Source organism: Vibrio sp. Vb0349 (assembly GCF_033338975.1).
In genome coordinates this window covers 18,496-39,629 of the sequence record NZ_JAWOTS010000022.1, presented here as the reverse complement: position 1 = coordinate 39,629, position 21,134 = coordinate 18,496, and the positions used below count along the sequence as shown (strand labels likewise).

The 21,134-nt window shown below is 44.1% G+C and carries 16 protein-coding genes; 8 read left to right on the top strand and 8 right to left on the bottom strand.

The genetic code is table 11. From position 1 onward, the window contains the following. Positions 1 to 80: 80 nt before the first annotated feature. A complete protein-coding gene (locus R7Q47_RS18665; protein ID WP_005377099.1) occupies positions 81 to 545 on the top strand; it encodes a DUF2846 domain-containing protein in 465 nt (154 codons plus the stop codon). 336 nt (positions 546 to 881) lie between these two features. After that, positions 882 to 2,540, top strand: a complete 1,659-nt coding sequence (locus R7Q47_RS18660; RefSeq protein WP_233072712.1) for an autotransporter assembly complex protein TamA — start codon at positions 882 to 884, stop codon at positions 2,538 to 2,540. A 57-nt stretch (positions 2,541 to 2,597) separates the two neighbouring features. On the opposite strand, the gene R7Q47_RS18655 is transcribed toward R7Q47_RS18660, so the two are convergent. The 6 genes from R7Q47_RS18655 to R7Q47_RS18630 all read right to left on the bottom strand — a co-directional run bounded on the left by R7Q47_RS18655 (position 2,598) and on the right by R7Q47_RS18630 (position 10,814). After that, positions 2,598 to 4,049 carry a phospholipase D family protein gene (locus tag R7Q47_RS18655; protein ID WP_167415252.1) on the bottom strand — a complete coding sequence of 484 codons (1,452 nt, stop codon included), beginning with the start codon at positions 4,047 to 4,049 and terminating at the stop codon, positions 2,598 to 2,600. A 101-nt stretch (positions 4,050 to 4,150) separates the two neighbouring features. After that, complete coding sequence (locus R7Q47_RS18650) at positions 4,151 to 6,190, bottom strand: carboxylesterase family protein (RefSeq protein WP_213963050.1); 2,040 nt, start codon at positions 6,188 to 6,190, stop codon at positions 4,151 to 4,153. Between the two features lie 210 nt (positions 6,191 to 6,400). Then, entirely contained in the window at positions 6,401 to 8,056 is a 1,656-nt protein-coding gene (locus tag R7Q47_RS18645) for a hypothetical protein (protein WP_017821369.1), read from the bottom strand. 302 nt (positions 8,057 to 8,358) lie between these two features. Then, on the bottom strand, positions 8,359 to 9,714 hold the full coding sequence (locus R7Q47_RS18640) for an FUSC family protein (protein ID WP_253657391.1): 1,356 nt from the start codon (positions 9,712 to 9,714) through the stop codon (positions 8,359 to 8,361). Between the two features lie 13 nt (positions 9,715 to 9,727). Further along, positions 9,728 to 10,591: an HlyD family secretion protein gene (locus R7Q47_RS18635; RefSeq protein WP_318089322.1), complete on the bottom strand. Its 864-nt coding sequence runs from the start codon at positions 10,589 to 10,591 to the stop codon at positions 9,728 to 9,730. Between the two features lie 10 nt (positions 10,592 to 10,601). After that, entirely contained in the window at positions 10,602 to 10,814 is a 213-nt protein-coding gene (locus R7Q47_RS18630) for a DUF1656 domain-containing protein (RefSeq protein WP_005377106.1), read from the bottom strand. A 426-nt stretch (positions 10,815 to 11,240) separates the two neighbouring features. On the opposite strand from R7Q47_RS18630, the gene aspT reads away from it, so the two are divergent. The 6 genes from aspT (at position 11,241) to R7Q47_RS18600 (ending at position 18,508) form a co-directional block, all read left to right on the top strand. After that, positions 11,241 to 12,956 carry an aspartate-alanine antiporter gene (gene aspT / locus R7Q47_RS18625; RefSeq protein WP_213963047.1) on the top strand — a complete coding sequence of 572 codons (1,716 nt, stop codon included), beginning with the start codon at positions 11,241 to 11,243 and terminating at the stop codon, positions 12,954 to 12,956. A gap of 95 nt (positions 12,957 to 13,051) precedes the next feature. After that, positions 13,052 to 14,647 carry a bifunctional aspartate transaminase/aspartate 4-decarboxylase gene (locus tag R7Q47_RS18620; RefSeq protein ID WP_318089321.1) on the top strand — a complete coding sequence of 532 codons (1,596 nt, stop codon included), beginning with the start codon at positions 13,052 to 13,054 and terminating at the stop codon, positions 14,645 to 14,647. 125 nt (positions 14,648 to 14,772) lie between these two features. Continuing rightward, on the top strand, positions 14,773 to 15,630 hold the full coding sequence (gene pdxY, locus R7Q47_RS18615) for a pyridoxal kinase PdxY (protein ID WP_318089320.1): 858 nt from the start codon (positions 14,773 to 14,775) through the stop codon (positions 15,628 to 15,630). Positions 15,631 to 15,840: 210 nt separating this feature from the next. After that, the gene (locus R7Q47_RS18610; protein WP_318089319.1) at positions 15,841 to 17,010 is read left to right on the top strand and encodes a patatin-like phospholipase family protein; all 1,170 of its coding nucleotides are present in this window, start codon (positions 15,841 to 15,843) and stop codon (positions 17,008 to 17,010) included. Positions 17,011 to 17,027: 17 nt separating this feature from the next. Continuing rightward, positions 17,028 to 17,456: a hypothetical protein gene (locus R7Q47_RS18605; RefSeq protein ID WP_047102715.1), complete on the top strand. Its 429-nt coding sequence runs from the start codon at positions 17,028 to 17,030 to the stop codon at positions 17,454 to 17,456. 143 nt (positions 17,457 to 17,599) lie between these two features. Then, the gene (locus tag R7Q47_RS18600; protein ID WP_017634569.1) at positions 17,600 to 18,508 is read left to right on the top strand and encodes a LysR family transcriptional regulator; all 909 of its coding nucleotides are present in this window, start codon (positions 17,600 to 17,602) and stop codon (positions 18,506 to 18,508) included. Between the two features lie 301 nt (positions 18,509 to 18,809). On the opposite strand, the gene R7Q47_RS18595 is transcribed toward R7Q47_RS18600, so the two are convergent. Both R7Q47_RS18595 and R7Q47_RS18590 read right to left on the bottom strand, forming a co-directional pair. Next, positions 18,810 to 19,961, bottom strand: coding sequence for an ABC transporter permease (locus R7Q47_RS18595; RefSeq protein ID WP_154204527.1), 1,152 nt, complete (start codon positions 19,959 to 19,961; stop codon positions 18,810 to 18,812). Further along, positions 19,958 to 21,124 carry an ABC transporter permease gene (locus R7Q47_RS18590; protein WP_154204528.1) on the bottom strand — a complete coding sequence of 389 codons (1,167 nt, stop codon included), beginning with the start codon at positions 21,122 to 21,124 and terminating at the stop codon, positions 19,958 to 19,960. The genes R7Q47_RS18595 and R7Q47_RS18590 overlap by 4 nt, the downstream gene beginning before the upstream one ends. Positions 21,125 to 21,134: the final 10 nt, after the last annotated feature.

The window sequence follows — 21,134 nt, the reverse complement described above, 5'->3', positions numbered from 1 at the left end:
CAAATTTCAAAAATACCAATAAGTGAACGTATTTATTTATAGTATGGTTGGCGCGATTTTATCGTAGCTAGGTTAATAACATGAAAAATAAAGTAATTCTGTGTTCCGCATTCCTTTTGGGTTTGTCAGGTTGTGCTTCTGTTCCTACTGTTGATTCGACAGTATCAAATCAAATGAAATCATTTGAAGCACCTCAAAAGGGGAACGCAGGGATTTACATTTACCGAGAAGATGCTTTTGTCGGAGCAGCGCTTAAAAAGTATGTTTACGTCGATGGGGAATGTATTGGTGAAACCGCTCCTGGTGTATTCTTCTACCATGAGGTCGAAGGCAATAAAGAACATCAAGTAAGTACAGAGTCTGAGTTTTCTGAAAATCACTTAACTATCTTAACGGAAGAGGGCCGTAACTATTTCGTTAATCAATACATTAAAATGGGTGTATTTGTTGGTGGTGCGGGCGTGGAACTCGTAGACGAAAGCAAAGGTAAAGCAGAAGTACTAAAAGTAGACATGGCAGAAAAAGGAAACTGTTCTTCGATCTAGTTTTACTAACAGACCGCTTTTTAGATTAAAAAACACATTATCAATGTAACCCAACGCTTGATGAGATCCATACAGCGTTGGGTTTTGTATTTTTGACAAACAGTATACCTATTTCAGACCGCATGATTTGCCACCTCCTAGCTTGAGCCAATTTATCGTTCAAAGTATCTACTTGTGAAACGTGAATTTTCGAGAGGATTTCGTAGGGAGCAATCCTACAAACGCGATTAACTGATATGCCATTCCATCATTAACCTTGTCGAGTGTATTGCTAAACTAGGTAGCGGTGTGTCTCCTCTCATTAAACAAATAATAGGTATATCAGTTTTAGCTTCTATGCCTTTACATCATGCACTCGGAGCGCAATTTAAAATCAAAGGGCTAACACCAATATTAGAGAAAAATCTTGAAAGTCACCTTACACCACTAACGAAACTCTCTGTTTCAAACATTACCTCAAATCGACTAACGCAGATGGTTAATAATGCGTTAAACCCTTATGGCTACTATCATTCCGAGCTCAATGTTCAGAGATCAGAGAATGATCTCATCACGCTTGAGGTTGACGCAGGGGAGGTGATGTTAGTCAAAAAATCTAACCTTGCTGTGTCGGGGGAGGCCAGTAACGACCAGGATTTCATCGAACTAATTAATCAAGCTCAACTTAAACAAGGGCAGCCGTTGCTTCATTCTGAGTACGATACGCTAAAGCGAAACTTGATTTCATTGGCTCAGCAAAAAGGTTACTTGGATGGACGTTTTATCGAATCGTCTTTGGAAGTCATTCCTAGTGTGAATCAAGCCCATGTGAATCTGCATTTCTCTAGTGGTTCTCGTTACCAATTTGGAGAGCTGTCTGTCCTTACGTCGGGTATCGAAACGGCACGAATAGAAGCGATGAGAACATTTGAAAGGGGCGACGATTTTGACACTTTGAAATTGAGTCAATATCAGGCCGACCTCTCCAATACTGATTGGTTTCGCAGTGTGATTGTGAAAGCGGATTTCGAGGAGACATCCGATGGCTATAAGGTGCCGATAGAAGTGCTCGCAGAGCCGAATTCATGCAATATTGTGCAAGTCGGTGGAGGATATTCGACAGACTTGGGATTACGCGCTTCGCTGAACTGGACCAAGCCTTGGTATAACGCACGTGGACACAGTTTTGAGGCACAAGCGTACGCTTCCAAACCGGAACAATCGCTATTACTAGGTTATAAAATTCCCACCCAAAATGTTCTAACGGATTACTACGGGATTCAGTTTGAATCTAAGCATGTCGACTATCGAGACACATCGAGTTTTTCTAATGATTTATCGTTTGAAAAACACTGGCAGTTAGACAGTGATTGGCAAAGCACCATGCACGTTCGTTATTTGCAAGAAAGTTATCGACAAGCGTCGGAGAATAACGAATCACAGTTGTTATTACCGGGGGTGACATTTTCACTGCTTGATCGCAAGAACGATCAATTAGAAGTAAAGCACCGTCACGTCTACTCATTGGAATACTCAGACCCTAATTTTTTCTCCGATTCTCGTTTGCTGCGTATTGAGGGCAACAGTGTGCTGTCTTGGGATATTAGTGAAAAACACAAGTTTCACTTTCGTTCCAATGTTGGCATTAATGTCGCTGACACTTTGAGTGATATCCCATCATCATTACGCTTCTTTGCGGGAGGTGATGGCAATCTTCGTGGTTATGGTTATGAGTCTATCTCTCCGAGAGATGAAAATGGCGATTTAACCGGTGCTCGTTACATGTTTACTGCTGGGCTGGAATATCAATATCAGGTCTACCGCCAATTGTGGCTTGGGGCATTTTATGATGTTGGTGATGCCTTCAACGATAGGGTGGATTGGAAAAGCGGTACAGGGTTGAGTTTGATATGGAATTCAAAATACGTGCCTGTCAAAGTGGACTTTGCTTATGGTTTAGATGCCCCACAAGGAGACCAATTCTGCGTTCACTTTTCGCTAGGCCCGCAGTTTTAGCGGACATTAAAAAGGCTCTCATCCTTGCAGATAGAGAGCCTTTTAAGTCTTGATTGTTTAGAGTTCGAACTCACCATTCAGTTTCTTGAATATCCAGTTAGGCGCCTTATGCCATCCACCATAGTTTGGATTCTTAGTATGGGTTTCATTCATTGATTGCCACTGAGTTTGGCCTTGTTCATCTCGAGATACTCGCCAAAACAGTTCATCTTGTTGTCGAGTTAAGTAGTGCATGACATGTTCTGCAAAGGCTTCGCTTTGGACCAACACACCAAATTCCACATTGAGGAAATCCGATCTTGGGTCGAAGTTTGATGAGCCAATATAAGTCAGCCGATCATCGAGTATCACCGTCTTGTTGTGATAATAAGTATCCGCATGGAAGTAATGGTCATCATTTTTCGCTTGGTTTTTGTACTCAAGTATATGAACGCCCTTATCCAACAAGGTTTGGCGGTGCTCCTCGTAATAAGCCGGAATAAAGCCAGAGTCGTTAGATGCAGACGAGTTCGTCATTAACGTGATGTCCGCTTTTTGCTCCATCAAGGTATCAATAAAGGCAAATTCACCATCACTTGGTACCACATAAGGCGTTGATATCACTGCTTTGGATGCAGTGGTTATTTGTTGCCAAACTTGGTGTTCTGCACGTTTTCTAAAGTAGGGCTTGTTGTTTGCTAACTTGTTTAATGAGTCGAAAACGGGGGTGACTTGCGCAGTGATGAATTCGGGACTGGTCAGTTGCTTAACTTGTTTTTCAACTTCCGCCAGAATGATGCTTTTGTCTTTCTCACCTTTATTAAGCGCTTTAGTAAACGCGGAATAGTTTGGGGTAACGTTAACGATGTTTTCTATTGGCGTAACATACTGGCTGTCCCAAAGCTGTTGGTAGTTCTGGTCGAACGCTCGAATAATGCTGCCTTTGAACAAGACATCCATATCAAAGAAGTTGGCTTTGCGGCTGTAACCAAAATAGTCGTCGCCAATGTTGCGTCCACCTAGAATCATCCATTGATGGTCGACGTTGAAGTACTTCTCGTGCAGACGATTGTCCAAACGTTGTTGATGAGTAGAGAAGTTGACGGCGCGACCAATCCAACCTGACTTACGTGAATCAAACGGATTGAATAAACGGATTTGAATGTTGTCGTGAGCGCTGAGATCAGCAAGCCATTTCTCGTTAAACACCAATAAATCATCGAGAGTGAGTCGAACTTGCACGCCTCGATCTGCTGCTTGCTTGAGTTCATTGAGTAGCATCAAACCAAGCGTGTCACTCTCCCAAGAAAAGTAAGTCATATCGATGCTTTGCTGAGCGTTTCTTACCAGTTCAACACGACGAGCAAAGGCTTCTGGAGCGGTAGGAATTAAGTAAACTTCGGATTGATGCTGAGTAGTTTGCCAATTGGCTTCAAAATCCGGTTCAACTTGAGGGTAGGGCTGGGCACAGCCAACCAACAGCGCGCCGAAGATAAAGAGTAGCAGAGCACGAAGGGCGTTAGGAAACATGAGTAAACCTTCCTAATTATGTTCAAGGAATAAGGATGAAAAAAGCCAGCGAACTGGCTTTTAGGTATTCGGTAACGAGTTTTTAGTGGCTGAGGATGAAGTTACATGTGGCTAAGAATTAACCCAAGTTCCTCGAGACCGTTGAGGCGACCTTGGCGCAGTTTTGGATCGATGCCTGAGTGATGAGCATTGTCCCAGTCTTGTGTGGACTGAATACCGCCATCGTTATCGATCAGCAATACTCGGTCAGTCGCGCTGTTGTATTGGAAGTCCTCAAATAAACGTTCGCTAAACCACATACGAGAGAGCTCGTTCATCATCGCTTTGTCTTTGCTACCTGGGCGAACACTTGAACCATCAAGCTTTAATGCCTTGTTAAACACAAATGATAATTCCGATGCATTACAAGCGCCCACAATACAACTGATGCTTTTGAGTAAATCACCAACGTCGAGATCGCCATTTACACCTTTGGTGTTGTAAGTCCATACGTTGAATCCAGGTTTGTAGTCAAAGTAGTAGAAGCTTGGCGTTGCTCCTGTTGCTTCTTCCGTTGAAACTTTATGACGGTTTGGACCCGTGAAGAGCAAATCATGCAACGTGGTTTTGAATTGCTGCATGTTTTTGGCCGCGCCATTCAGTTCGCTTTCATCGTTAGGGAAGAAGTCAGTCAGAGCAAGTAACTCAGTGGTTGAATCGGAGTTCCCCAAACCGAAGAACAACTTAGTCATCGCCTCATAAGCGGTGCTAGGTAGCAGTTCAAATAAGTCAGAAAGATCGAGTTCAATTGAAGCTGAATCGCTGAGTAGTGAACGATATTCAGCACGTAAACGGTTTAAGTTCGTTTCCGATTCTAGCCACTCAACCATGTATTCGACGATTAAGGTTTCGTCACCACTTTCAATGATTTCTGGCGCTTCTTGGCTCAAGATTTCAATAATAGTTGGGATCAAAAATGTCAGGCTCGGCAGCATGCCCAGAGTATTGCTTTCTGCACTGTTTGAGCCAATTACCGTCGGTACGATCCATTCACTCTCAATCGCTTGTTCAGTAAAGTGATAGCCCGGTACTTCTTTCACTAGAAACGCTGGTGGGCGATGCTCGATGTAAGGCGAAAATGGCATCAACGTAGCTAATGGGCTGTTGTCGCGTGTTGGGCTTATAACCGGAATATTCGCGGCGGTCAGTACCCAGCTCTTAAGACGTTGAATAGGGTCAAGCATCTCGCTCTGTACCTTCATAACCTCTTCAAGTGGCAGTAACGCAAGATCTTCAACGCTTTGCTCTGGTCTTTGGCTCTTGGCAACATCGTAACTTTTATATTCAAAGCCGTAAGCGTTGCTTTGCATGATGGCACGTTGAAAGTGCTCACCTGCGATTGCAGCATCGCCTTTTGATTGCTGTAAAATTCCCACCGACATGGCACCCGCACCTTGACCCATGAGTGTCACGTTTTTCGGATTGCCGCCGAATGTCTCTATGTTTTGTTGAACCCATTCAAGCGCGTGTTTTTGATCACCTAGGCCAAAGTTACCGCCCTCAGGGTTGTCCAAACCATCGACCCAAACACTGCCCAGCAAGCCCAAACGATAGTTAAAAGTAACAGCAATAAACGGGTTACCATCGTCGGCACCTTGTGCAACCACCATATCACCATGAATCAGCGGTTCTGAGCCCGCGCCGTATTCAAAGTCTCCACCGTGAATAAAGACATAAACTGGCAAATCTGCGTACGCTTCTGTCCCGGCAGGTCGCCAAATGTTTAGGTTCAAACAATTTTCTGACTGCGTTTGTGTCGTGGTTTTTAATTGCGGACACGCATCACCGAACTGAGTCGCATCAATATCGCCTTCAAGTGGGACTGCAATGCTGTGCTGAAAGCGGTCTGCTTGCGCAAACTGGATACCTTTGAACGCCTCTACCGCTGCCAGTTTTTCATCCGCATCAAGAGGCGTGATGACAAGGGACTCTTTGGTCGCTTGAATGGTTGCATCGCCAATTTCCAAAGCGATTTGCTCTGGTGGTAAGGGTTGTAGTGGCTTCGGGCCGTTAGGAACGCTAGGTTTACCAGAGTCATCACTGCAAGCTGCTAAGGCAAGAGTGATGGTAATGGCTAAAGTTGAGCGATTGAGTAAAGTCATTGTTATGTCCAAAAAGTCATTTGGTGCGTACACCGAAAATGTTAAACGGCATCTAACAAGCGACGTCCTGACGCTTTGGCATTAATCCGTGAATGGTTGGATGGCTTGTTGTATTGATGGCTCAAATGGTAGGACATCGGCGACAGTTTCAGTAATCGCCTTTGTAGGATGCAGTCCTACCATCGTCTAGGGGCGGGCTCTTTATGAGAGCTAGAAACGGTAACCAAGATTTAAGGTTACTGACTCTCGAGTTTCCCCTTTGTTATAGAGAAAGGTCAGGTTGTAGTTTTTGCCGATTTGCTTATTGAAACCAGTCAAAAACGCCCATTGATTAAGATCTACACCAATGTCGTAATCGAATTCGATATCACCACTTTTTACATGCCCGTCCATTCGAGCGTCCAGTCCTTGATATTCTGCTCCGACAAAGAACTGCGTGCGATAATCGACAAGTTGATAACCCAACATCGGCTGTACAGTAACAATACCATCGCCCCAATCATCTAAGCCCTTTAAGCGAGTTTGCGAATAGGTACCAGTGACAGAAGCAAAGAATTCTTTATAGCCAACCGAAAGGGTTGTACCTATACCACGAAGGTCATATTCCAAATGCAGCGGCACGTCTAGGCGTCCGCGACTACAAAGTGCAGATAAACCATCGCAAAACTTATCACCTAATCCTGGCAGTTTATCGTTCAGCTTATCTTTTATGTACTGGCCACCTTCACCCGTGTAGGCGGCATCAACATTGGCATCGACATTAACTTTTCCGATGTAACCAAATACATTCCAAAATGGCAGGATGTTTACATCGCCACGAAGCGTCATGCTCTCAGCACTCACGATGCCGACACTGTCTTCTGGATCAAACAATTCATTAAGGCCGATGCCTTCAATCGTGAAATCATTAAATGGAATATTCATATCTTGATTTCGATACGCTAGCGATACACCAAACGGCAGAGGCAAATCGATACCTTGACGACGAACCATATCACCCATTAAAGGAAAAACGCGGTCTAGCTTAACACTGGCTTCTTGCATGCGTGGATCAGAGACCTCATTCAAGCGTTTTTCGTCTAGTACTTGCACGCCAAGCTTATCTTCATAAATCGCTACCGGTTTTACGCTGCTCATCATTTCGAGGGGTTTATTTTTCTTTGAACCAACTATCTTGGTGTTTTTACTGGCAATCGCAATTTTGCCTGATGTTAACTTCTGGAAGAGGATCTCTTGATCGTAAGAATCCACTTGGTAGTTGTGATGTGTGAACGGTTTATCGTTGGTAATGACCATACGTTTCGGTTCACCATTAACCAACTCAATATCAACGCTTAAAAAGCGAAAGTAGGCGATATCTTGAGGAAGACCGTATTTTGAGTAATTAAAACTGATGATCACATTACCATTCTGATCCTCTTTGGCTCTTACTGATGACGGATCAAAACTCTCCGCGTAGTTTCGAAGGCGGTATTCTGTTCGTGTGAAAGCTTCGATCTCATCAAGTACTTTTTCATTTTCATCGAGTTGTTCAGGGTTGTACTTGATACGCAGATCAATGTTGCCTTTGTTATCGGTGTTCTTGACCAAGTAGACGGACGAATCGCGAACGCTATCACCGATTTTAACACTTCGGTGGGCATGCTCGACCAAATGCTCGCCTTGAACTAGAGAGCTGATGGCCAGTTTTGGTAAATCATGACTGATACCGTATTTGTCGAACAGTGCTCGGCCTTGCTCGATTACTTCGTTGTAGGTCGTCGTCTCTTCAGCGGCGAAGCCAAAAGTGGGGGTAGTAAGCATTAGTGCGCTCGCGAGCACAGTAAGAGAAGACGTCTTGCCGGCGCGTAATTCAAAAAAACTCATGACAGTTTCCACTCTGAATAGTCTCAAACCTTCGAGACTCAGACAGTTAATGTGTCACTGAACTTCTTGTTCAGTTAAATAGATGTGTTTGCTGTGATTGACGTTGTGAATGCAGAGTTTTCGATTGCATTTCGTGAATCAATGAGAGGATTTTATGAGGTGAAGAGAAATACCGTTAATCGCTTTTGATGGATACTATCCTCGCTTTATGGGTTACGGAGGAATAATGGCTAGCTCACAAACAAACAGCCCCGCAGAGCAGAAGCAATGCAGGGCTTTAGTTTCAAGAACGGAGGTGACGCTTAGACCGTAACGCGAACACGAAACAGATCAGTAAACAACTTGGCAATCATCAAAATAATCATAATGTTTACCAGCATCAGCAAGGGCGTTTCAATTCGATACGCTGGGGTTAAATTGAGCGCTCCTGATGTCAAGACAACCAATAAGTTAATACCTAGAATTCTGTGTACCATCAGCTTTGGTGTGGAAAATACCTTCCAAATCACGATGATGTTGATGAAGTAGAATAGCCCAAGCTGCCAAAGCTCGGTCATCATTGGCATTAGGAAAATGTATTGCAATAGAATCACCGTGCCAGTGCCTATCACACCAAAAAATGCATCTTTAATAATGCTTGGTGGCATAGTAGGAACGATTGAAGAGAACACGCCTGCTAGCATCGGAAAAATGAAACCTCCGGGCACAGGAAGATAAATCCAGATCAACAGCGACGTCACGAACATGGAGACACCTTGCAGTACCTTTCTGCCGTCTTCATTCAAATGCTGGATAAACGTTCGATGCTCGTGATGCCAAACTGTGTTTTTCTCTCTTTGCATGACACAAGCAACGTGACCGATGAGAGACGTACTTGGATTTTTAATATCAAAGCTTTGAAGTTGCTGCGTTAGCGTTGGCCAATCGATCTCACGACTTTGCGATTTATCTGCTTGTTCTAGCAATCGGTCTTGGATTTGTGCCATCTCATTTAAACGCGCACGCCATAGCTGACGATGTTCTTTCAAGTGGTAGCTGCCAGTAAGTGGTAAGCCGACCAGTTGGAATAACTTTTCTATGTTGGCGGTGTTGGTCTCAAGAGCTTCAATATCTATATCATTGGGCGATTTCATAGCGTTAAGCATCGCCTCTCTGCTGGCCTCAAAACGTTGAATGAAGTTTTGTTCTGTACTGACTGGCCAGACTAATCGGTACACAACAGAAAACGTGATCACACCAAGAATCGTCTCTTGCATGCGAAGAACAGCGAAGTGGAACGTTGCTTGACTATCAAATCCTCCCATACATGCGATGATGGAGCACACAGCAAAACCGATAGAGAACACATAACCATACTTTTCGTCGCTCGACATAAAAATGCACGCACCTAAAAACAAGGTGAAGAAGGTGAGAAACAAAAAGCGATCTTGAGAAAACGTCGTGATGAGGAAAAAGGCATAACCGATGCCAAGGAGGGTTCCTAATAAGCGATTATGACCTTTGTTTATTGAGTGAGCGAAGCTTTCATTTAATGCCATTACCGCGACTGCGATCGCTGCCCAATACGGTTTCTCCCATTGAAACCATAAGGCAAGGCAGATCGCGATAACGATAGACAGCGCAGCTTTGATTGCTTCTTTGGTTGAGGCATTAAACATACATTCCACCGCATTATTGTTTGATGATTTTGATAGAGGCCGTCATACCAACACGTAGTTGAAAATCTTTCGGTAAGTGATCTAATTTAACTTTAATTGGAATGCGTTGAGCTAAGCGTATCCACTGAAAGTTAGGGTTCACATTGGGCAAAAGATCGTTACCAGTACTACCATCTTGCTTCGCAATGCCGTAGCCAATGCTTTTGATTTTTCCTTCCAGCACAGCTTCATTGTGCATCATTAAGGTCACGTAGGCTTTATCTTGTGGATCAACGCCAACTAAATCCGTTTCTTTGAAATATCCTTCGATCCAAAAGCTGTCTTCATCAATCAAAGCCACGACTGGGGAGTTAGCGACGACTTGAGAGCCGACGCGTAAGTTCAAATTAGTTATATAACCATTCGTTGGCGCATAAACTTTTGTGTAATCAAGGTTTAGCTTGGCTTCTTCAACATTGGCTTTCGCGAGCTCTACGTTGGCAACGGCTGTCTCCACCGCATTGTCTAGGTTATTCAATGTCAGTACAGGTACAGCGCCAGGTGTGCGCTTTTCTAACTTAAGTGCTCGCTGCTCTTCATTTTTGGCCTTTGCTAGTAATGCAATGGCTTGCTTTTGAGCTGCTAGCGCTTTGTGGTACGCCGCTTTATAGATGCTTGGGTGAATCTCAAACAGCAAATCGCCTTGTTTCACTTGCGAATTGTCTTCAACGTAGACTTGGATGATTTGTCCTGTCACGCGGGGGGTTATAGAAACGATGTGCGCGCTAACTTGGCCATCTCTAGTCCATGGGTTGTCAGTGTATGATTGGTAGTAGCTGAAAATCACGGTGCCAGCTGAACACAGTAGTAGCAGTGTGATGAGATAACGTTTTATCACGGAATTTGCCTCAAAATATGGTAATGAATCGACCAATAACGCCAGTAAAAATCACAATTAGGCTTAGCTCTGCGAGTGCAGGAAATGCAACGTATTTGTGGAGTCCCAGTTTTGTAGCAACGGTTCCGACCAAAATGGTGAGCATGTAAGCCAATGCAATAACCAGCAACAAGGGAGGGAAGTAAACTTCGCCCCACACAAGTTCATGTGGCATTGAGTTCATGGTGTTTTTCTCTATTAACTTGATGAATGGAAAGATAAGGCAAATGATGGCATCCGTGATAATCGCTTTTGGAGGATCTAATCCATCAAACGAAAGGTGTTATGCGCTATATAGAGGGAATAGCGCAACAAAGTAGCTTTTTGGACAGTGAAAATAAAAATAAATTTATTTTCCAATTTATTTGATGTTCATTTCAGACCACTAAGTTATTAAATTTTCGACAATTATTGTTCAATGTTTGCGTTTGAATATGCGAAGTGATGGTTTCATCCTTCAAATGGGATTACGAGTTGTGAGGTTTTGTTTCTAATATTCGCTTCGAAGCAAACGAGATGCTTTTTAAATTAAATAATCCAACAAATATGAGTGAAAGATTATTCGTTAGATTATTTGAGTTTTATATTTATTAGTAAGAGTAAAATTGTCATGGAAATTATTTCTAACCTTTTTGACATGGCACCATTTGTTGCTCTCTTTATTACGCTCTCGCTCGGTTATATGGTTGGTAAAATTACCATTGGTCGATTTGTTCTTGGCGGTGTTGCCGGAACATTATTAATGGGTGTGATTATTGGGCAATTTGGTGTTCATATTGATCCCGGCGTAAAAAGCATTTTCTTTGCGCTCTTTATTTACGCAGTAGGGTATCAAGGTGGTGCGCAGTTCTTCAAAGCACTGAACTTTAGAACCATCAACATTCTACTTTCCGCTGTAGTGATGACGGTGTCTGGCCTGCTTTGTGTACTAGCAGCAGCTTGGATGTTTGATCTAGACAGAGGTACGGCAGCAGGCCTTGCAGCTGGTGGTTTGACTCAATCGGCAATCATCGGTACAGCGGGTGATGCGATCGCACGTCTTGGTGTTGTGACAGAAGAAGCTAAGCACCTAATGCAGACCAACGTCGCAGTAGGCTACGCAGTTACGTACATCTTTGGTTCGCTTGGTCCAATTCTGATGGTGACATGGGTATTCCCAACACTGATGAAATGGGATATCCGAGCAGAAGCGATTGCTCTAGAAGAGAAAAATTCAAATGGTAAGCGTGATTTAGCGCCGGGTGAGTTCAACGCTATCACAGCGCTGGTTACACGAGCATTTAAAGTGAGCAAAGATGGTGGGCTAGCAGGCAAAACCTTAGCTCAGTTAAACCAACACGCTCTGGCTGCTTGTATTGAATTGATTCAACGCGATGGCAAAGTGCTAGACGTGGACAAATTCACAGCACTGAAAGAAGGGGATGTCATTGTTGTAACAGGTCGTCGTAATGCGGTACATCAGCTGCAAGATGGTTTGGCTGACAACGAGATTGCACTTCCAGAAGGCTATGAAGTTATAGAAGAAAACCGTCAACTGATCGCAGACAACCGCAAACTGATTGGTAAGTCGCTGCAAGAGATTAAAGAGGCTTCGAACCAAGGCTCTATGCGCGGTATTTATGTGACAGACTATATTCGTGAAGGCATCTCAATTGAAATGACGCCGGATCTTGTGGTGAAGAAAAACGACGTCATCCAGCTTACAGGTACCGCAAAAGACATCAATCGCGTTGAGAAAAACATTGGTCAGCGAATGGGCTCAGCAAACGTGACTGACTTAATCGTGCTTGGTATGGGCATGGTGGTTGGCCTATTAATTGGTCTAATCAGTTTTAAGATTGCTGGTATTCCCGTTACTATCGGTTCTGGTGCAGGTTGTTTGATCTCAGGTTTGATCGTCGGTTGGTTGCGTAGCCGCAATCCGCATGTTGCTCAGTTTCCTGTGGGTGCCGCGAACTTTATTCGAGATTTCGGTTTGGCAGCATTTGTAGGTATTGTTGGCCTTGAGGCTGGCCCTCAAGCGGTCGACACCATCAAAGAACACGGTATGTCTCTGTTGTTCCTTGGCATGGGTGTAACGATTATCCCTCAGATTATTTCGTTCTTCTTCTCATACTTTGTATTGAAGATTAAGAACCCAGTTGAAGCACTTGGCTGTGTTACAGGTGGACGAAGTGCGAACCCAGCATTCGCGGCTTTAATGGAAAAAACTGGTAACGCAACGCCAGTATTCTCATTCACTGTGACTTATGCAGTCGCCAATGTACTGCTTACCCTATGGGGCCCAATTATTGTCGGCATTATTACTTTAAACGCAGGCATGTAATTTAAATAAATTCGAACACTCTTATCGCCTAATTAAATAGGCGGTAGGGGAAGTATTATCCAAATTTTACTAAATAATAGATTCAGGTAAATATTATGACTACGCAAAACACAACAATTGATTTTTCGAAATTTGCAGATTTAAGCCCATTTGAATTAAAAGATAAACTTATTGAAGTGGCACAAACTGTTCCTGACCGCGCTTTATTAGATGCAGGTCGTGGTAACCCTAATTTTCTAGCGACACTACCACGTAAAGCGTTCATTCGTTTGGGTGAATTCGCAATATTGGAAGCCGAGCGCACTTACTCATACCTAGATGGTGGTTTCGGTGGCATTCCAGATGGTGTGGGCATTGTTGAACGCTTTGACACGTTTGCAAGCGACAATAAGAAAGACCAAGGTGTGCAGTTCTTAGAAAAGTCGCTGAGCTACGCAAAAGACCGTTTGGGTCTAGAGAAGCAAGCTTTCTTGAATGAACTGGTTAATGCATACCTTGCATGTAACTACCCAGTGCCACCACGTATGTTGACGAACATCGAAACCGTTGTGAAGCAGTACATCGCAGAAGAGATGTACGGCCCAATGCCAATGACAACAGACTTCGATCTGTTTGCAACGGAAGGCGGCACAGCGTCTATGACGTACACGTTCCAAACTATGTTCAACAACGGTCTGTTGAAGAAAGGTGACAAGGTCGCGCTAATCACTCCAATCTTTACGCCGTACCTAGAAATTCCAGAACTGAGTGAATACGAACTGGAAATCGTTGAACTACGTTTGGATGAGACAACATGGCAGCTGCCGATGTCTGAAATCGAAAAGCTTGCAGATACAGACATCAAACTGCTTTGTGTCGTGAACCCAGCAAACCCAGCGTCTGTGAAGTTCTCGGATGAGACTCTGGATAACCTATCAAATTTTGTGAACAACGAACGCAGCGACCTGTTCATTGTGACTGACGATGTATACGGCACATTCGCGGACGACTTTGTCTCACTGTTCGCGAAACTGCCATACAACACGCTTTGTGTTTACTCGTTCTCGAAGTACTTCGGTGCAACAGGCTGGCGTTTAGGCTCGATTGCGATTCAACACAACAACGTGTTTGACGATGCAATGCGCAGCCTTCCTGAAGCGCTTCAACTTGAGTTGGACGATCGTTACAAAACACTGACTCCGGAACCTCGTGAGATTAAGTTTATTGACCGTATCGTAGCAGACAGCCGCAGCGTAGCGCTTAACCACACAGCAGGTTTGTCTCTTCCTCAACAAGTTCAAATGGCGCTGTTCTCTTTGAACTGCTTGATGGACTCGGAACAAAACTACAAAGAAGCATGTAAACGCATCATCCGCGAGCGTTACAAAACTCTGTACAAAAACATGGGTGTAGAAATTGAAGAAAACAAAGATCGTGTGGACTACTACACACTGCTTGAGCTCGACACTCTGGGCGGCAAATTGTACGGACCAGCATTCGTTGAATGGTTCAAAGCGAGCGAGAAAGGCAAAGACTTCCTGTTCCGCCTTGCACATGAAACCGGCGTTATCCTACTTCCAGGCCAAGGCTTCGATGTAGTGCATGCATCAGTTCGAGTTTCGCTAGCAAACCTTACTCACCACGAATACGAGCTTATCGGTCGTGCAACACGCAAAGTGTTGGATGAGTACTTTGCTGAGTTCAAAGGCTAATGAATCCAACCTGATTAAGAATAAGCCTCGGCGTTGTCGAGGCTATTCCGACCAAATAAGCACAGTGCGCAATATTGTGTTTATTTAGTCGCCAAGCTAACAAACTTCTCAATTAAGAGTGACTTATGAAAAGCATTATTTCTATTCAATCTCATGTGGTTTATGGCCACGCAGGAAACAGTTCTGCCGTCTTCCCGATGCAGAGAATGGGCCTCGAAGTCTGGCCAATTCACACGGTTCAGTTTTCAAATCACACTCAGTACCAGCAAGGTTGGACTGGACAGAAGTTTGGGGCAGATGAAATTCATTCTCTAATGAGAGGCTTAGATAACATTGAGAAGTTAGGCGAATGTGGCGCGATACTGTCCGGTTATCAAGGCAGCGCAGAGCAATCTCGAGCGGTGGCCGAAGCGGTAAGTTTAGTCAAATCGCGTAACCATAGTGCACTTTATGTGTGTGACCCAGTTATGGGTGATCCAGACAAAGGTTGCATTGTGGCAGACGGTGTCAAAGAAGCGATAAGCCATAGCTTGTTGCCCATCGCTGATGTGATTGTTCCTAACCAGTTTGAACTGAGCGAGTTAACAGGTGTGAAAATTGACTCTCTTTATGATGCGGTCACTGCATGTAAAAAAGCCTTAGAGTTAGGACCGAAAATGGTATTGGTGAAACATCTGCATGCTCTAACAGATGACGCCTTCAGTATGATTTTAGCGACGCCGAAAGCAAGCTATTTGGCCCAACGCCCTAGTGTTGAATTTGCTATGCAGCCAGTCGGTGTCGGTGATTTAATTTCTGCGATTTTTACCGCTTGTTTGGTGAAGAAGATGTCTCCTGTCGCAGCCTTTCGTCATACACATAACGCCGTTTACGGTGTATTGGAGATCACCAAAGGCTATGGCACATGGGAGCTACAGACGATCAATGCCCAATACGAATTTGTCGAACCGACGCATGAGTTCAACGTCGTGAAAATTGCTTAGCGCAGTACCTAATTAACGGAGAAGCGTAAAGTTAGCATATAGAAACTTGGCATAATTGCTTTGATGGATAGCATCCTACAATCGCGATTATGGGGTTTAGCCGTGCCTAGCTATAGTAACTCCACACAACGAAACGGACTTCATTTTGACCCAATTAACTTCAAACTGAGTCTCTGGTCATACGCCAGAGAACATTAAATGAGACTGATTATGAATCGTTTAATTTCCTCTGGTGTGACGGTTGCACTTTCGCTGCTGATAGTAGCTTGTAGTTCACCTCATACGCTGGATGTTCGTGTTTCTCAAAGCAACTATAAAGATGTCGAGATCGCGAGTTCGACACCAAATGAGCCACTTCGAATGTGGGCCAATGAAGCGCCGGATTTTCTCTACTCAGCGCACAATCAAACCACACCGATCAAAGTAGAGGGTGAACAGCTCAATATTTTGGCCTTATCGGGTGGTGGCGTAAACGGCGCATACGGGGCCGGCGTTTTGATGGGGCTACAGGAAAAGGGGGAGCTAAAAGATTATGCCATCATTACTGGAGTCAGTGCGGGTGCCCTAATCGCTCCTTTTGTTTTCATTGGCGGTGATGCGATGCCAAAGATGAAAGAAGTCATGCTCAACATCAATGATAAGAATATTTTGGGTAAGAAGAACTTCTTAAATACCCTGTTTAAGGACGCGTTTACCGATGGTGAGAACCTCTATGATTTCATCGCAGACGCTTACCCTGAGCCCATGATCGAGGCGATGGCGCAGCAACACCGCAATGGTAAACGCCTCTTTATTGGCAGTACCCATTTTGATTCAGGCGAACTGGTGATTTGGAATATTGGTGCGATTGCGAACAGTGATTTAGCGGACAAATCTAAACTTATTTACAAGGTGCTTGCTGCGAGCGCATCGATCCCTGGTGTTTTCCCTCCACAATTTATCGATGTTGAACATGATGGAGAAACACTTGAGGAGTTACACGTAGATGGCGGTCTCGCAGCGCAGGTGTTCTTTAATCCGTCTAACTTCAACTATCAACAAATCTCAGATGCTTTGGGGTTAGAAAAAGCGCCTCAGTTGGATGTGATTCGCAATGGTGCGTTAAAAGCGCCGTATCGTCCACTAAAAGACAAAGGTTTGGACTTGGTATCGAAGAGTGTCTCAAGCCTTACGCTAGCGCAAACTCGTGGTGATCTCTATCGAATGAAATACATCAGTGAAATCAACGATATCGAGATGCAGTTTACCTACATTGATCAAGATTTCAGATACGCCAAAGTAACGAAAGATATGTTCGATCACCGCTACTTGCTGACGATTTACGAATATGGATTCAAAAAAGCCACCCAAGGGCAACTTTGGGTAACTGAACTCCCTTAATACAGGAAAACGATACAATGAAAAAAGCCGTTCTTACACTCATGATGCTTACCGCTTCCGCGACTGCATTCGCCCAAAGTGGAGCCCATCTTGACCAGCAAAAAGTGGATAGTGATATGCAGCAACTGTCTGCAATCAAAGAAGAAGGTGCAGCCTTTATTATGATTGACGAGAACTCGAGTTACGTGGCGGTCGAGTTCGTGGGAAAGTGGGAAGAGATCAACAACTATGTGTCACACAAAGAAGCGAAACAACGTAAATTGGAAAAAGTGAACAAGCAGTTCGTGTACTCTCAGGTCGGTGAAACGTTGGAGTCACTTGAGCAAAAAGTCGTTGACCACATTTACGCTGATCAACCTAAATATTTCAGTGTCGATGTCTACCGTGATTACCATGGTGACTCAGGAGAATTCAACTATTTAGCTCGTGTCGTTGAGTACAACTAAGTTAGAGAAAACCTACTGACGCTAGTAGGTTTTTTTTGTGTTGTCGAGAAGGAATTCAAACGCAGATTGTTACCGTTACCAAGTAGCAATTCTACGATCTTGTGGTAATTTAATTAGATAACTCTAAAAAGTAAGCACAACCTATGAATTTTAGTTTTGAACAACTTCTCGCGTTCGTAACCGTTTATGAACAGCTTTCGTTTAGTAAGGCGGCGGTCAAACTCAATAAGCACCGAACTACAATAGGGCAGGTGATTACCAATCTTGAAGATCAACTGGCGGTCAACCTGTTTGAGCGAGTGGGGCGCTCGGTAGAACCGACAGAAGATGGTCATCTTCTTTACCACTATGCTAAGCAAACCATCGAACAAGCACGTACTTTCGATAAAGTCGCATTAAGTCTAGCTTACGGTGGGTTAGAGAATGTTAGTATCGCCTATTCAAGCGCTATACCACACCGTTTTCTTGTATTGCTTCGTATTCAATTAGCAGCAGATTTTCCGATGATGCGAGTTAACTTTCTTGTTCGTAATCGCAACGAAATTAAAGAGGGTTTACAGAATGGTGATTATCAATTCGGTATTGTCAATGTGCATGATAGTCGAGCAATACATAGTCTGGATGCGACGTTTTTAGGTCATTTTGAATTTGTTCCTTTCGTCCAGAAAGGTGGTGAACTCGCTTCTATGGCACCAGATCGAGTATTGACAGCCTTGAGGAATAGTAAACAATTTGTACTGCGGTCTCTTATTGAAGAGGGAATGGGCGAAAAAGTCATCGTAAGTTCGAACCATGAAGAGGTCGACCAATTGGCCCTTGTAGTGAAAATGGTTGAAGCAGGTTTAGGATGGGCGATTCTCCCCAGAACGTTTGCCCATTCGGAGTTTTCTAATAATCATATAGAGCCAGTGGAAGCTTCTGAATTATTGGAAGGTTTTAAGTTTGGTTTTGGCCTATGGTGCCAACCCTCCAAGCAAGTCGGTGATGTAAAAAATTCAATCATGAAGGTCGTTACAGAATACCGAGAGAAAATAATCCGTGATATGACTTAGCGGCGACATGTATCCTGCTCATCCCTATCAACAACAAGACTCAATGTGAGTCTTGTTTTTTTGTGTCTGAAAAACGTTATCGTTCTAGCGAAGAGCTAATGTCTATTGGAAGGATATAACCCTCTATATGAGAGTATGGAGTCCATAGTTTTTGGCTTAATCTAACCTCGCTCAATGGGTAAGCCCAGAGCAAAAAGTGTTTTTACCATATGTCCGCTGCAAGGACGCAGATTTTCAGCCGGGTTTAGTTACCCGGCTTTTTTATAGTAATAAAAAATATAGTAATAAAAAATGTCAGCTGTCACCCCAAGCTCTCTGTTACAACTGGCTTGTGACTTCGCTTAGCAATCCAGTACGCAACGCTACCCCAAAGCACGGTGAGTGCCCAAAGCGCCGTCCAATGTGGAGCGACTTGTTGCCAGGTTGCCCCCATTTGGTTTAGCGCTAAGAAAGCTTTTATCGCCCAAGTGCTTGGGCTTAAATCAGCAATCCATAATAAGGGAGTAGGTATGGCTTCAATTGGCCAAATAAAACCAGCCAAGAAAATGAGCGGCATAGAGCTCACTAAGACGACTAAGGTGACAAGTTCACGCCGAGGTAATAAGTAACCTAGCCAGAAGCCTAGTCCGCAACAACCTAAAAAGAACGGGAACAACATAGCCAGCAATTCGCCCGCATTGGCGATATGGTTTACGTTTAAACGTTCGAAGCTAAAACCAAAATAATAGGCGCCGAGTAAATAATAAATTGCCACAAATACTAACGTTCTCACAAGCAGCAGCGATCCCGTTGATACTTGTGACCAATAGCCACGACCATGACGCTGTGTTCCCGTTTGTAATCCAACCGCCATGATCAACGTTTGTTGTAAAATCAGAACAAATACTGCCGGCACTACGTATTCGATGTAACCCATGGTTGGGTTGAACGTTGGTTTCATATTAAGCTTAATAGCAGAGTAATTATGGCTAGCCATACTCATGGGCACACCATCTATCACCATTTTACTGACTTTCACTTGGGCCCCTAATGTGCCTCCAGCTTGGGCCAATCCTTCTACCACGGTTCCGTACACGAGAAAATACGAGGCGTCCGCAGCGTAGGCCAGAGTCGGGCTTTTACCTAGCATTAGGTCTTTGTAAAAGTGTTCTGGTATGACTAAAAAACCGGTGATCTCTCGTTGTAAAAATGCTTGCTTTGCATCGGCAATCGTATGAAGTCGAGTGACTACGTTGACTTGCGGAGTGGCATCAACCATACGTTCTAGCTTTAAACTCGTCTGACTACCATCTAGATTAACAATCGCGATTGGTTGTTCACGAGGCGTTTGTTGTGCATAAGGCAAAGGGTATAAAAACGAGTAAAATACGACACCACCAAACACGGTCAACGTAACGACTGGATTGGTTAGAACGGCCTTAAGTTCCGCTTTAATCAGTTGCCACAATGTCATACCGCCTCCTTCGCTTGGCGTGTTGATGAATCTGTTCGATGTTTACCCATCAAGGCTGCGGTAATGATCAGGGGCACAACGTAACCAATCATAGGCCATAGCGAGCTTAAAGATTGTGCGGCTGATGCTCCATAGTTTGCTTGACTCACTTGTGCTTCAATGTAATGGGTAATCGGCAATAATGAACGCCATGCATAAGCGAGCGTGTTCATGTCAGAAACTGGGAATGTAATTCCCATGAACGCGAAACTTGGAGCCGTAAACGCGCCAGCAAAACTCATCGCACGTGCAGGATCCATCGACAAGAAGAAGAACAACGCTCCCATAATGATACAGGCGATAACCGTCGCCAATTGTGCTAGTAGCATAACCACAAAACTGCCTTCCATTGGCCAATCAAGCACGGAATAAAACCAGTACAAGAACAACGCACCTTGCGCCATAAAGACCGGAATGTACTGACTTAATAGGGTAGTGAGCCTGGCGTATGGCTTTTCGCCCAAAAATGCAAAGCTATTCTTTCCACCATAAATGCGAAAGTGCGCGGCAAGAATCAAAATAGTGCTTACTACAATACATATTTGCCAAATGGCTGGCACGATAGCCGTTACCAAAAATTGTGCGTAGTTATTGTTACGGTTAAATAATGCAGTTATTTGTGTCGACACGGGTACAGCCTGTCCAGCCGCTGCTAACGTTGTGGTGTTACCCTTAGCCAAGTTGCCCATTACTTCAACCTGAGCGTCGAAATAGCCTTGTGCTTGCGCAACGGCAGAGTTGATCAGTTTCGCTACCAAAATGTACTGACTGTTGTAAAAGACAGAAAGTTGAGGTTGGCGGTGCTGGAGAATATCTTGGTCGAACTTAGATGGGATGACCGCGTAAGCGTAGATATCGCCTTCAATCATCGCATTTTTTGCTTCGCTTGTACTGGTGTAGTGATAGTTAACAGCCAGACTCGACGACGCATCCAAAGATTGAATGAGCTTTCGAGAAAGTTGGGAATGTTGTAGATCAACCACACCGATTGGCAGATCCCGGGCAATGCCCGCAGAGAACACACCCCAAATCATCATCGCGAGCAAAATCGGTATCCAAGTAAGGCACGAAAGCAACCACTTGTCTCGTCGTAAGATATGCCGCTGTGAAATCTTAATCGTCATAGCATTAACC